Consider the following 13,268-nt stretch of genomic DNA (forward strand, 5'->3'; position numbering starts at 1 on the left):
TAGAAAAGAAAAGCATAGAAAACAGGAGCAGGGCGTTCATTAAAGAAACGGCATATACCAAAGCATGCAGGAGGTACCGGCCTATTTTAATGATTACAGATGATATGTGAATCCAGTGTATAAGCAGTGAATCAGAAATTTGGAACTGTGAAGCATGTATAAAGCGGCTTATAATGGATATTAGAAAATTTTATACGGGAAGCACAGGTAAATAAAGCGCTTTCGTAGTATAATGAAGATAAAGAAAATACAATGGAGATGGAGAAAACTATGACGACACAATTTCGGATTGAAAAAGATTCCTTGGGGGAGGGGCAGGTACCCTGTGATGCATTATATGGAGTACAGACGGTGCGTGCAGCACAGAATTTCCCCATCACACATCTACGGACACATCCGGCGATGATTCGTTCGCTGGGCATGATCAAGAAGGCCTGTGCCATGGCCAATCACGAATGCGGGCATCTGGATGATGAGAGGACAGGGTATATCATAGCGGCCTGTGATGAAATCATTCAGGGAAAGCTCGATTGCTGGTTTATCACGGATGTCATACAGGGTGGTGCAGGAACAAGCACCAACATGAATGCCAACGAGGTTGTGGCAAACCATGCCGCTCAGCTGGCAGGGAAGGCGCTGGGTGTCTATGATTACATACATCCCAATGATCATGTGAATTTCGGTCAGTCTACCAATGATGTATTTCCGACTGCCGGAAAGCTGACAGCCTTATTTCTGGTTGAAGACCTGTTGGAGGAGCTGATGCTGCTGCAGGAGGCACTGCTGGACAAAAGTATTGAATTTAATGATGTCATCAAGCTGGGACGTACACATCTGCAGGATGCGGTACCGATACGCATGGGACAGGAGTTTCATGCCTTTGCGACGGCAATTGTGCGTGACATCCGAAGAATTAAAATGGCCTTTTCCAATTTGAAATCCGTAAATATGGGAGCAACTGCTGTCGGTACAGGCATCAATACGGATGAACGCTACAAACGCATCTGTGTAAAGCATCTGTGTGATATTACGCAGATTGAGCTGACGAGTGCACGTGATCTTATCGATGGCACCAGAAATGTAGACCCCTTTGTTTTTGCGCATGCTTCCCTGAAAACGCTCTGTGTTTCCTTATCAAAGATGTGCAATGATCTTCGTCTGATGGCCAGCGGTCCCAAAACGGGACTTGCGGAAATCGTTCTGCCGGCAAGGCAGCCGGGAAGCAGCATTATGCCGGGTAAGGTAAATCCCGTCATTCCCGAGGTATGCAATCAGGTCTGCTTTCAGGTATTCGGTAACGATGTAACAATTACGAAGGCTGCGGAGGCCGGACAGATGGAGCTGAATGTTTTCGAACCGGTTCTGTTTTTTAATCTGTTTCAATCCATAGACCTGCTGCGCAATGCCTGTCATACTCTGCGTATACATGCCGTTATGGGCATACAGGCCAATACGGAACATTGCAAAGAGGTCATGGAGAACTCCCTCGGTACAGCAACAGCACTGGCTCCTCATATTGGGTACGCACAGGCAAGCAGAATGGCAAAGCTGGCCCTGAAGGAAAATCGGAAGCTGAAGGAGCTGATTCTGGAAAATGGTCTGATGAGTAAGGATAAGCTGGAGGAAGTGCTTAATATTCGGGAAATGACGCGTGCCGGTATACCGGGCATGCATAAAAAAAGCAAGAAGCAGACCGGGCGTTAGCATACAGCTGCGAAACATCATTCACAAGAAAAGACGTGAATCGTATCCGTATATTCTGAAAAGGATGGCGATGCGTCTTTTTTTGTCTGGTTGTGCTGTCATCAAAATGAAATATGCGTGCTGTCACTGTTATAGAAAGCAGATCCTTCCTTTTTTCCTGTTCTTTTGACATAAGCCATCACTTTCCCCATATACTTTAGTGAGGTAGATGCAAATGAAAAAACTTATTGTACTGTGTCTGAGTATATGTCTTTGCATGGGTCTGCTTCCCCAGCAGATTCACGCACAGGATGACAAAACAAAACAGGATCCTGCTCAGAATGCGCAGGATCTCGCACCGAGTGCCAAAGCGGCATATCTGGTCGAGAACACAACCGGCAAAGTGATCTATGCCAAGCATGAAACGGATAAGCTGTATCCAGCCAGCATGACGAAGATGATGGGGCTGCTGCTTATCTTTGAAGCACTCCATGACAAGAAAATCAGCTGGGATGAATCTGTATCGGCAAGCGAGTATGCTGCAAGTATGGGAGGCAGTCAGGTGTTTCTGGAGCCTGGGGAATCCATGAGTGTGCGCGATATGGTGAAATCCATCTGTATCGCCAGTGCAAATGATGCCATGGTGGCTATGGCGGAAAAAGTAGGCGGCAGCAATGATCATTTCGTGGCGATGATGAATGACAAGGCAAAGGAGCTGAAGCTGAGCAATTCCCACTTCATGAATGCGACAGGATTGCACGATCCCGAGCATTATACCTGTGCAAAGGATATGTCGATTATCGCCCGTGCTCTGATTGCCGAGGGCGGGGAGGAGCTGTTGCGTATCACCTCCACCTATGATGCCTACATCCGCGAGAATACGGACAAGAAATTCTGGCTGGTCAATACCAATAAGCTGCTGAAGCAGTATGAGGGTGTGGACGGGCTGAAAACAGGCTTTACGACAGAGGCTATGTCCTGTATAACCGTAACGGCAAAGAAAAAGGACCTGCGTCTGGTGGCTGTAGCCATGGGTGAACCCAGCAGCAAGCAGCGCAATGCGGAAATCAAGCAGATGCTGGACTATGGCTTTTCTCAGTATGCACAGGGACTGCTGTATCCGAAGGGAACAAAGCTGAAGACTTATACGATGGAAAACGGCAAGCCCTCCAGTGTCAATCTGGTCACCCTGAAGGATCTTGTCTATGTATTTGAAAAGGGAAGCGAACCAAAAGAGCAAAAGAAGGAGATCACGATTACCAAAGACACGCCTCCCTATAAGGCTATGGAAGCTATCGGAACGGTGAAAATCACGATGAGTGACGGCTATACGATGGAGGCTCCAGTCGGTGTTGATCAGGACGTGGAGCAGCTGAATTATCTGGATATCTTTATGAAGGCGTTTAGCGATACACTTGCCTGATTGCCAGAACTTGGCGTGTAAACGAACGCATGACTTCTGCATAGACACATACAATAGAAGCAGAAAAGAGGGATATGATGACAAGTGTACTATGGATCGTAGGCATTGCAGCTGTCTTCTTCCTGTTCGTTCTGCTGTATGCCTTGTGCAGAGTCAGTGCAGACGCCGATGAACAGGCAGGCTATATGGAAGAATACAGCAGTGATCTGGATGAAGGATTTGATGAGGAAGAGTTTTAGCCAATGTCATTAAGTTAAAGGAATAAAAAAGATGCATTTATACAAAAAGTGGTTCTTAATCGATTGTTCGTAAATTAGAAGTTGAAAATTTGCAAGCTTAAGTAAGAATCCAAAAAGTATAAATGTCTTTTTTTCTCAGGATTGACAAAATTTGAATCATCGTGCGCTCCATTACCCTTCGTGCTTTAAAGGGGTAGGTGACCGTATATGAACCTTCGTAATAAATCCAACGCTTGCCCTACGTTCATATTTTATAAAAAAGTTTGCTCTAGGTGATTTAGGTAAATATTTTTGGATAAGGATTTAAAATATAAAGATATGAACAGAATTAGGAAATTGGGACAAGTATGTAAAAAATGATAGAATGAGTATATTAAATCAGTACTCTTATCAATTCAACGATTTAAACGGCTCCAACTAGAGAAATATTGAGGAAAATATTGCAAATGCTATACATTTTGTGATCAATCAAATCAGCATCAAGGCAACACGAGGTAAAAAATGAGAGTTCAGGATAGAGAAGAAGGCGTTCAAGCTCGGTGTATTTTATAAATGAAAACAGAAAGGTAAAATTGTGAAGTCAATGAGTTTGTAGAAACAACTTAGATCTTCTGAATATTGTTTTTGCTTTTTATTTATCCCTGCTTATGTTTAAAGTTGATATATTCCATAGGAATGCGCATTATCACATTAAGGATAAGAATAATGTATTGAATCCGTCGATTAGGATGGTATAGTAAAAAAGTCCAATAGTAAGAAAATCACTATACTTTGGACTTTGTTGATCTAAGAGTAGGTTTTAATGATAACCTCTGCAATGCTTCTTTTTGTTATACATTGATCCATCGCCTGTTTTTCTATGTACCGATGAGCATCTGATTCGCTCATTTTCAATTCGCTGATTAATAGCCATTTTGCTTTATTGACAATACGTATTTCTGCCATTTTTTCCTCAATAGAGACTGATTTCTTCTCAAATTGTCTTAGACGTTCACGCATACTTTCCATCCAGTAAAGTGCTTGTATTAAAATCGCTTTGGAGGTTGGTTTTGGTAATGTAAACACACCGTGTTCAGCAACTTTATCGTGAATTGTGGCATGTATATCGGCCTTTACTAAGAGCAATACAGCGGTATGCTTTAGAGTGCATGTGTCAATTGCAAAACGTGTCCCAATATCATCTGATAATGGAGAATTGATAATAACAAAATCGTAGGATCGCTCAGCAATCATTCTTTTCGCCACATTGATAGTGGTTGCGTTATGTATAGGAGTATATCTGGATTCAGGAAGCAACACGCCGATGGCAGAAGTAAAACTATCTGTTGCTGATACGATAAGTATGCTATAGCAACGCTCTTTTAGACTCATGCTGCATTCCTCCTTCCACTTATTGATATTATCTATTACAGTATATTTCTAATATTTCATTGGGAATATGTTGTTTAATGAAATCACTGTTAAGGGCTGATTCACAGGCATCTTTTAATGAAGATGGTAACATTTTGAATTTTGAAAGTACATCTGCATTAGCTTTGTAAAGATTGATATCTGTAGGTTCTGCTAATTGCAAGTGATTCTGAATACCATAGAGTCCGGCATATATCATTAATGCAAATGCTAAATAACTATTGGCTGTCGGATCGGGGGAACGAAGTTCAGCTCGACGATATTTTCCTACTGCAGCGGGAATTCGTATCAGTTGCGAACGGTTTTCACTAGACCAAGAAATATACTGTGGTGCTTTATCGTTACCGAATCTTTGATAAGAGCAATTTAATGGATTTAGAAAAAGAGTCATATCACAAACTTTTGCAAGAATGCCCGCAATAATCTGGTGTAAATAATCTGAGTTATCATCTGCCTTAGCTGAAATGTTAATATGAAAACCGTTGCCTGGTTTATCAGCTAGTGGTTTAGGGCTAAAATCAGCTATCAATCCATTACATCCGGCAACGGTTTTCACAACTGTTTGAAAGGTCATTGCATTATCTGCGGCTGTAAGTGGATCAGAGTAGCGAAAATCAATTTCGTTTTGCCCGGGACCTTGTTCATGATGAGAACGTTCGGGATAAATACCCATTTGTTCTAAAGTAAGACAAATTTCACGTCGAATGTTTTCACCTCGGTCATCCGGGGCAATGTCCATATATCCGGCATTATCATATGGGTTTTTTGTGGCTTCTCCGGTTTCACTTACTGTAAAAAGGTAGAATTCCTGCTCAGCACCAAAGTAAAAATGAATACCTGCCTTATCTGCAACCTGAATAGCTTTTTTCAGTATAGAGCGAGTATCACATTCAAACGCCCTTCCATCAGGATACGATATATTGCAGAACAATCGAACAACTCGTCCATGTTCCGGTCTCCACGGCAGAGGCATTAATGTATCTGCATCAGGATGAAGAAGTAAATCAGAATGTGTTTCATCGCCGAAGCCGGCAATAGCGGAGGCGTCAATGGCAATGCCATCCTCAAAAGCATGAGGAAGTTCTTCCGGCATAATGGATATATTTTTTTGTTTGCCAAATACATCACAAAAAGCAAGTCTTATAAATTTAACATCTTCTTCGCTCACATACTGTAAAATTTCTTGTTTTGAATACTTCATAAGCGTACCTACTTTCTTTTAATTTGCTACATACATTTGCTTATATGGATTTTTGCTGTCAGGAGTAATGACGGTAAAAGAGGCATTTAATATAGTTTCTAGATCCTGTCCTAAATCAAGACAATATTCACAAAGGTATTCTTCGATTTCTTTCATATCATCTGAAGTTGCTACTTTGGCTGTAACCTGTTTTGGCAAGTTAATAGTATCATAATTCCCACGTAGATATATTTTACCACCATGCATGCCTGTACATGGGAAATGACCGACAATATGCTCAGTCTTAGAATTTAAGCCTAAAACAATAATGATTCCCCCTGCCTGATACTCACCTAAGAAACTTCCTGCAGAACCGCCGATGATCATGACAGGAATCTTACGTTTGTATGCCTTCATATGGATGCCGGCACGATAACCGGCATTGCCTTTTACATAGATTTTACCACCACGCATAGCATAGCCGGCAGCATCACCGATATTACCATGAATGATGATTTTTCCTTCATTCATGGTATCACCGACTGCATCTTGTGCGTTTGCATTTACTGTAATGACTGCGTCATTTAAATATGCACCGAGGGCATTTCCGGGAATCCCTAGTATGGTGATATTTTTATTAGACATACCGGCTCCGATAAAGCGTTGTCCACAGCATGCTTTTATAGTGTAGCTATCATCCGTTTTACGGATCATTTCATTTATTGTTTTGTAATCTAAACCTGTAGCATTTATCAATTGCATTATAGCATACCTCCCATCACATTTTTACGAGTTTCTTTAGAATGTCTTTTTAATGTCTCAAAATCGATGCTAACAGATGTATCATTTCTCTGTTAAAATCCAAATAAGCCGTTTATTCACCTGCATAAGAGATACCGAGAATTTCTAATTCTTTTTCGTTTAGACCAATTCCACGAAGCATCAGACGGTTACCACGCAGTGCTTCTATAGAATTAATTCCCATACCACCCATTAGTTCTTTGATTTCATGTTGCCATGCCTTCATTACGTTTACTAACCGTTTACTTCCAATTTCTGGATCGAGTCGTTTTACAAGATCAGGATTCTGCGTGGCAATTCCCCAATTACACTTACCACTTTGGCATGTCCGGCAAAGATGGCAGCCTAGGGCAAGTAAAGCGGCAGTGGCGATATAACATGCATCAGCACCTAATGCGATTGCTTTTACTACATCAGCGGCATTTCGGATACTACCACCGACCACTAAAGATACATTGTTGCGAATTCCTTCATCTCTAAGTCTTTGATCAACTGCGGCCAATGCCAGTTCGATTGGAATACCTACACTGTCACGTACTCTGGTTGGAGCGGCACCTGTACCGCCACGGAATCCGTCAATGGCAATGATATCTGCACCACTACGGGCAATACCACTGGCAATAGCGGCAATATTATGCACAGCAGCTACTTTAACGATAATAGGTTTTTTATACGCTGTGGCTTCTTTTAGGGAAAAAACAAGTTGTCTTAAATCTTCAATTGAGTAGATGTCATGGTGGGGAGCCGGAGAAATGGCATCAGAGCCTTCAGGTATCATTCGAGTACGAGATACATCACCGACAATTTTGGTTCCAGGCAAATGTCCACCGATTCCCGGTTTAGCACCCTGTCCCATTTTAATTTCAATTGCAGCTCCTGTATTCAGAAATTGTTCGTGTACACCAAAACGTCCGGATGCCACTTGGACAATTGTATGCTCGCCATAGCAATAAAAATCTTCATGCAAACCACCTTCTCCGGTATTATATAAAATGCCAAGCTCTGTAGCAGCAAGAGCAAGTGATTTATGAGCATTGTAGCTGATAGAGCCATAACTCATTGCAGAAAACAGTAACGGCATGGATAGCTCTAGTTGCGGCGGTAATTTACAAGAGAGCTTACCATTTGAAAGACGCTTGATCTTTTCCGGCTTTTTACCAAGATAAACCCGTGTCTCCATTGGTTCACGCAGAGGGTCAATGGAGGGGTTCGTGACTTGAGAAGCGTTCATAAGTATATTGTCCCAAAAAACAGGAAGTGGCTTTGGATTACCCATGGAGGACAGAAGAACACCTCCGCTATTTGCTTGTTTGTAAATTTCTTTTATAACATCATTCTGCCAGTTGGCGTTTTCACGTAAAGTACAATTGGTTTTTACAATTTTTAAAGCTCTAGTAGGGCAGAGGCTAACACAGCGCTGGCAATTTACGCAATTCGTGTCATCATATTTCATCATGCTTTTTTCTTCGTCAAAATAGTGAACCTCATTCGCACATTGTTGTTCGCATATACGGCAATGGGTACATCTGGTTTCATTTCTGACAACTTCAAATTCAGGATATATAAATTCTAAGCCCATTCATTTACACCTTCCTTCACTTTAACGATAACTGGTTCTCCGCCATCAGGTGCCCAAATGTTTTCTGCATGGGGCTCCATCATGCGTATTGCTGCCTCCTCACTGGCAATCAACACTTTATCGTCTTTTTCGCCAACAACCATCGAGCGTAGTTTAAGACGATCATTAAGAGCCATCAATCCTCCGTTAAAACCGAAAACAATAGAAAACGGACCTGTTATCAAGAGACTGGAAAAGATGGTTCTCAGATATTTTAATTTATCACGTAGTTCTAAGTTGCTTTCAGTAGAAATGGTGCTCCAAAAAGGTGCTGCAATCACATTGGCAACCTCTTCTAAAGTAAGTTCCTGTACGCGAAGAAGATAATCCATCATATATGTAATCACTTCTGTATCTGTCTGTAAGGTACATTTATATCCGAACATTTCAATAAAACGTCTATTTGCATCATAAGAGGAAATTTCACCATTATGAACAATAGAATAATCAAGCAGGGTAAAGGGGTGTGCTCCTCCCCACCATCCAGGTGTATTTGTAGGATAGCGCCCATGAGCAATCCAGGAATATCCTTCATATTCTTCTAATTTATAAAACACACCCACATCTTCGGGAAAGCCGACAGCCTTGAATGTTCCCATATTTTTACCACTGGAAAAAACATGGGCACCGGGCATATCTGTATTGATTTTCATAACAGTTCTGGCTACGAATTCCTTCTCGTCTAATTGCATGGTTGTCATAACGGATTTCAGAGGATCAACAAAATATCGCCAAATAATAGGTTCATCTGTAATGGTAGGAATCTTACATGTGGGAATCAGTTCAGAATGAATAATTTCAAAGTGTTCCTTCAGAAAAGATTCACATTTTTTTCTCGTGGTTCTGCAGTCATAAAACATATGGAATGCATAAAAATCCTTATACTGAGGATAAATACCGTATCCGGTAAAACCGCCTCCTAACCCATTTGAACGCTCATGCATGGGTTTCATGGAATCTATAATCATTTCTCCGGACATTCTGTTTCCTTCTTTGGAAATGACAGCAGCAATAGCACATCCGGACGGGATTCGTATTTGACCTTCTTTCTTCATAGAACTACATCCTTCCTTTCAAATATAACAAAAAAACAAAGACGCTCATTTAAACAGAAACTTACCTGTTCTTTAAATGAACGCCTTTGCTCACTTAAAAAATTTATACACCTGTTTACAGTTTTTGTCAATAAAAAGATTTGTTTTCAGAAAATGAATGAAAAAAAGGTGATTGACAAATGAAAAAAACGGGTGTATAGTCTGTAAGCGTAAAGGCAATGGCGTCTTTGAGGAATATACCTTGAAGAATCTTTGCCTTTTTTATTTTAGGAGACAAAGTAGTGTAAGAGAGGAGAAACATGGTATGACATATGTTGATGAAGTGATTGAACACGTAGTAAAAAAGAATCCTGCTGAGCCGGAGTTCCATCAGGCTGTGAAAGAGGTACTGGAGTCTTTAAGAGTTGTGGTAGATGCAAATGAAGAAAAGTATCGAAAGGATGCCCTACTTGAGCGTCTGGTTCATCCCGAGAGACAGATTATATTCAGAGTACCTTGGATAGATGATAAGGGACAAGTTCAAGTTAATACCGGGTACCGTGTTCAGTTTAATAGTGCAATCGGACCATATAAAGGAGGTCTTAGATTGCATCGTTCTGTAAACTTAAGTATCATTAAGTTTCTGGGATTTGAACAAATTTTCAAAAATGCACTTACAGGTTTACCGATTGGCGGTGGTAAGGGTGGTTCTGATTTTGATCCTAAGGGGAAGTCAGATCGAGAAATCATGGCATTTTGTCAGAGTTTTATGACAGAGCTTTGCAAGTACATAGGCGCAGATACGGATGTTCCGGCAGGGGATATCGGTACCGGTGCGAGAGAAATCGGTTATTTGTTTGGTCAGTATAAGAAAATTCGCGGAGTATATGAGGGGGTTCTTACTGGAAAAGGTTTAAGCTATGGTGGATCTTTGGCAAGAAGCGAAGCTACAGGTTATGGTTTATTATATTTGACTGAGGAATTGTTGAAGCTAAATGGCATTTCACTTAAAGGAAAGACAGTTGCGGTTTCCGGTTCAGGAAATGTTGCAATCTATGCTATAGAAAAAGCGCTGCAATTAGGGGCGAAGGTCGTGACAGTAAGTGATTCTACCGGATGGGTATATGATGCCGACGGGATTGATGTTAGAGTTCTTAAGGAAATCAAGGAAGTTAAGAGAGCAAGACTAACGGAATATAAGAGTTATCGCCCGAATTCAGAATACCATCAAGGTCGTGGTGTATGGTCTGTAAAGGTAGATTTGGCACTACCGTGTGCAACTCAGAATGAACTTACGTTGGAAGATGCAAAACAGTTGGTAGCAAATGGCTGTTTAGCTGTATGTGAAGGTGCAAATATGCCTACCACACTAAAAGCTACTCAATATTTACAGAATAATGATGTTATTTTTGCCCCGGGTAAGGCGGCGAATGCTGGCGGTGTTGCAACATCTGCTTTGGAAATGTCTCAAAACAGTATGAGAATGAGCTGGTCATTTGAAGAAGTGGATTCTAAATTAAAAGATATCATGGTAACCATATGTCATAATATATCGGATGCTGCAGAAAGATATGGAGCAAAGGGGAATTATGTATTAGGCGCGAATATTGCAGGATTTGAAAGAGTTGCAGATGCCATGAGTGCACAAGGTATTGTATAAATTATATAAGAAGTAAAGGCAAAGGCGTCTTACATGCTGTATATGCATGAAAGACGCCTTTCTTTTATGATAAATAGTATAAAAGAAGGACAGATAGAAAAGGAGGAAAACATTATGAAGAATGTTTCGAAGTATTTTGGTAGTCTGGTGTTTGATGATAGGGTAATGAAAGCAACTTTATCTGCAGAAGTATATCAGTCATTGAAGAAAACGATTGATGGAGGAGAACGGTTGGATATCAGCGTGGCAAATGCGGTAGCTGACGCCATGAAAGATTGGGCAGTGGCAAATGGAGCTACTCATTACACACACTGGTTTCAGCCTCTCACCGGAATTACCGCAGAAAAGCATGATAGCTTTATAAGTCCTTCACCGGATGGTGGAGTTATTATGGAATTTTCAGGAAAAGAAATGATTAAGGGAGAGCCTGATGCATCATCGTTTCCATCCGGAGGACTTCGAGCAACTTTCGAAGCAAGAGGATATACTGCATGGGATCCTACATCTTATGCATTTATTAAGGGTAAGACATTATGTATTCCTACTGCATTCTGTTCTTATGGTGGGGAAGCCTTGGATAAGAAAACTCCATTACTTCGTTCTATGGAAGCACTGAATAAGCAGGCTCTTCGGATTTTACGTTTATTCGGAAATGAGGATGTAAAATATGTGCGTACTTCGGTAGGGCCGGAACAGGAATATTTCTTGATTACTAAGGAGATGTTTGATAAGCGCCCGGATCTTCAATATACAGGTAGAACACTTTTCGGTGTAAAGCCTCCAAAGGGACAGGAAATGGATGACCACTACTTTGGTGTCATTAAGCCGAAGGTTGCGGCATTCATGGAGGATTTAAATGATGAACTATGGAAGTTAGGAATTCTCGCAAAGACCGAACATAATGAAGTGGCTCCGGCACAGCATGAATTAGCGCCTATTTATACTACAACAAACATTGCTACTGATCACAATCAGCTTACTATGGAGATTATGCAAAAGGTTGCTATCAGACATGGTTTGGTTTGTTTACTTCATGAAAAGCCTTTTGCAGGAGTGAATGGCTCCGGTAAGCATAATAACTGGTCCCTTGCAACAGATACCGGTGTGAATCTTCTTTCACCGGGGGAAACGCCATATGAAAATGCACAATTCCTATTATTTCTATGTGCAGTTATCAAGGCAGTCGATGATTATCAGGATTTACTTCGTATTTCTGTCGCAACAGCGGAAAACGATCACAGATTAGGCGCCAATGAGGCTCCTCCTGCTGTAGTATCGATGTTTTTAGGTGATGAACTGAATGCGATTTTAGAAGCAATCGAAACAGATGCACCATATATAGCAGCCGGAAAAACGAAGATGAAACTGGGAGTAAGTGTACTTCCTAGATTTACAAAAGATACGACAGATCGTAATCGAACATCACCATTTGCCTTTACCGGTAATAAATTCGAATTCCGTATGCTTGGCTCATCAAACAGCATAGCTTGTGCAAATATTATGTTGAATGCGGCAGTCGCGGAGTCTTTGAAGATTTATGCGGACCGATTAGAAGGTGTAGAAGATTTTGAATCAGCACTTCATGAAATGATTAAGAAAACCATTAAGGATCACAAGAGGATCATCTTCAATGGCAATGGATATGATGACAATTGGATCAAGGAAGCTACAGAAAAGAGAGGACTTTTGAATTACTGTACAACAGCGGATTGCATGCCACATTTAATGGATAAAAAAAATGTGGATATGCTTATATCTCATAAAGTATTTACTGAAAGAGAATTGGAATCAAGAATGGAAATCATGCTTGATAACTACTGTAAGACCGTTATTATTGAGGCAAACACTATGGTGGTAATGGCAAAATGCTCCATTGCTCCGGCGGTTGAAAAATTTACCGCAAGTCTGGCGAAAAATGCTTCCATAAAGAAAAGTTTTGATGATTCTATTCCATGTGCATATGAAACAGGTTTAGTAAAAAAGTTATCTATCCTTACAGACAAGATTGACATGGCTGTTGATGAGCTAAAGACCTCTCTTGTGGAAATTCAGGATGTCAGAGGAATCATAGAAGAATCTGTCATGATTAGAGATGAGATACTAAGAAAGATGAGCGAGCTTAGGATTGCTTGTGATGAAGCGGAAATGCTTACATCAAAGGAATATTGGCCGTATCCTTCCTATGGGGATATTTTGTTTAGTGTGAAATAAATAAAGAAA

Annotated in this window: 10 protein-coding genes; 5 read left to right on the forward strand and 5 right to left on the reverse strand. The window is 40.9% G+C overall.

What is annotated here, in order from left to right; genetic code table 11:
* The first annotated feature begins 270 nt into the window (after window positions 1-270).
* The 3 genes from G4D54_09355 (at window position 271) to G4D54_09365 (ending at window position 3,345) form a co-directional block, all read left to right on the forward strand.
* Entirely contained in the window at window positions 271-1,704 is a 1,434-nt protein-coding gene (locus G4D54_09355) for an aspartate ammonia-lyase (GenBank protein ID QJA02619.1), read from the forward strand.
* 214 nt (window positions 1,705-1,918) lie between these two features.
* Window positions 1,919-3,106, forward strand: coding sequence for a D-alanyl-D-alanine carboxypeptidase (locus G4D54_09360; GenBank protein QJA02620.1), 1,188 nt, complete (start codon window positions 1,919-1,921; stop codon window positions 3,104-3,106).
* Between the two features lie 77 nt (window positions 3,107-3,183).
* Window positions 3,184-3,345 (forward strand): hypothetical protein, encoded by a 162-nt coding sequence (locus G4D54_09365; protein ID QJA02621.1) that lies wholly within the window; start codon window positions 3,184-3,186, stop codon window positions 3,343-3,345.
* 786 nt (window positions 3,346-4,131) lie between these two features.
* Here the strand turns inward: G4D54_09365 and G4D54_09370 are convergent.
* The 5 genes from G4D54_09370 to G4D54_09390 all read right to left on the reverse strand — a co-directional run bounded on the left by G4D54_09370 (window position 4,132) and on the right by G4D54_09390 (window position 9,409).
* A complete protein-coding gene (locus G4D54_09370; GenBank protein ID QJA02622.1) occupies window positions 4,132-4,716 on the reverse strand; it encodes an ANTAR domain-containing protein in 585 nt (194 codons plus the stop codon).
* A gap of 28 nt (window positions 4,717-4,744) precedes the next feature.
* Complete coding sequence (locus tag G4D54_09375; protein ID QJA02623.1) at window positions 4,745-5,956, reverse strand: glutamine synthetase; 1,212 nt, start codon at window positions 5,954-5,956, stop codon at window positions 4,745-4,747.
* A gap of 18 nt (window positions 5,957-5,974) precedes the next feature.
* A complete protein-coding gene (locus G4D54_09380) occupies window positions 5,975-6,697 on the reverse strand; it encodes a glutamate synthase (GenBank protein ID QJA02624.1) in 723 nt (240 codons plus the stop codon).
* Between the two features lie 112 nt (window positions 6,698-6,809).
* Window positions 6,810-8,315 carry a 4Fe-4S dicluster domain-containing protein gene (locus G4D54_09385; protein QJA02625.1) on the reverse strand — a complete coding sequence of 502 codons (1,506 nt, stop codon included), beginning with the start codon at window positions 8,313-8,315 and terminating at the stop codon, window positions 6,810-6,812.
* Window positions 8,306-9,409, reverse strand: coding sequence for a glutamine amidotransferase family protein (locus G4D54_09390; GenBank protein ID QJA02626.1), 1,104 nt, complete (start codon window positions 9,407-9,409; stop codon window positions 8,306-8,308). Before G4D54_09390 ends, G4D54_09385 begins: the two co-directional genes overlap by 10 nt.
* A gap of 304 nt (window positions 9,410-9,713) precedes the next feature.
* Between G4D54_09390 and gdhA the strand changes: the two genes are divergently transcribed.
* Both gdhA and G4D54_09400 read left to right on the forward strand, forming a co-directional pair.
* Window positions 9,714-11,048 (forward strand): NADP-specific glutamate dehydrogenase, encoded by a 1,335-nt coding sequence (gene gdhA, locus G4D54_09395; protein QJA02627.1) that lies wholly within the window; start codon window positions 9,714-9,716, stop codon window positions 11,046-11,048.
* 114 nt (window positions 11,049-11,162) lie between these two features.
* Window positions 11,163-13,259 carry a glutamine synthetase type III gene (locus tag G4D54_09400; protein ID QJA02628.1) on the forward strand — a complete coding sequence of 699 codons (2,097 nt, stop codon included), beginning with the start codon at window positions 11,163-11,165 and terminating at the stop codon, window positions 13,257-13,259.
* The last annotated feature ends 9 nt before the right edge of the window (window positions 13,260-13,268 follow it).

Source organism: [Clostridium] innocuum, from assembly GCA_012317185.1.
Taxonomy (GTDB): Bacteria; Bacillota_I; Bacilli_A; order Erysipelotrichales; family Erysipelotrichaceae; genus Clostridium_AQ; species Clostridium_AQ innocuum.

Excerpts from the sequence above, each read along its gene's own strand:
- G4D54_09355 (QJA02619.1), top strand. The coding sequence starts at position 271 with ATGACGACACAATTTCGGATTGAAAAAGATTCCTTGGGGGAGGGGCAG.
- G4D54_09360 (QJA02620.1), top strand. The coding sequence starts at position 1,919 with ATGAAAAAACTTATTGTACTGTGTCTGAGTATATGTCTTTGCATGGGT.
- G4D54_09365 (QJA02621.1), top strand. The coding sequence starts at position 3,184 with ATGACAAGTGTACTATGGATCGTAGGCATTGCAGCTGTCTTCTTCCTG.
- G4D54_09370 (QJA02622.1), bottom strand. The coding sequence starts at position 4,716 with ATGAGTCTAAAAGAGCGTTGCTATAGCATACTTATCGTATCAGCAACA.
- G4D54_09375 (QJA02623.1), bottom strand. The coding sequence starts at position 5,956 with ATGAAGTATTCAAAACAAGAAATTTTACAGTATGTGAGCGAAGAAGAT.
- G4D54_09380 (QJA02624.1), bottom strand. The coding sequence starts at position 6,697 with ATGCAATTGATAAATGCTACAGGTTTAGATTACAAAACAATAAATGAA.
- G4D54_09385 (QJA02625.1), bottom strand. The coding sequence starts at position 8,315 with ATGGGCTTAGAATTTATATATCCTGAATTTGAAGTTGTCAGAAATGAA.
- G4D54_09390 (QJA02626.1), bottom strand. The coding sequence starts at position 9,409 with ATGAAGAAAGAAGGTCAAATACGAATCCCGTCCGGATGTGCTATTGCT.
- gdhA (QJA02627.1), top strand. The coding sequence starts at position 9,714 with ATGACATATGTTGATGAAGTGATTGAACACGTAGTAAAAAAGAATCCT.
- G4D54_09400 (QJA02628.1), top strand. The coding sequence starts at position 11,163 with ATGAAGAATGTTTCGAAGTATTTTGGTAGTCTGGTGTTTGATGATAGG.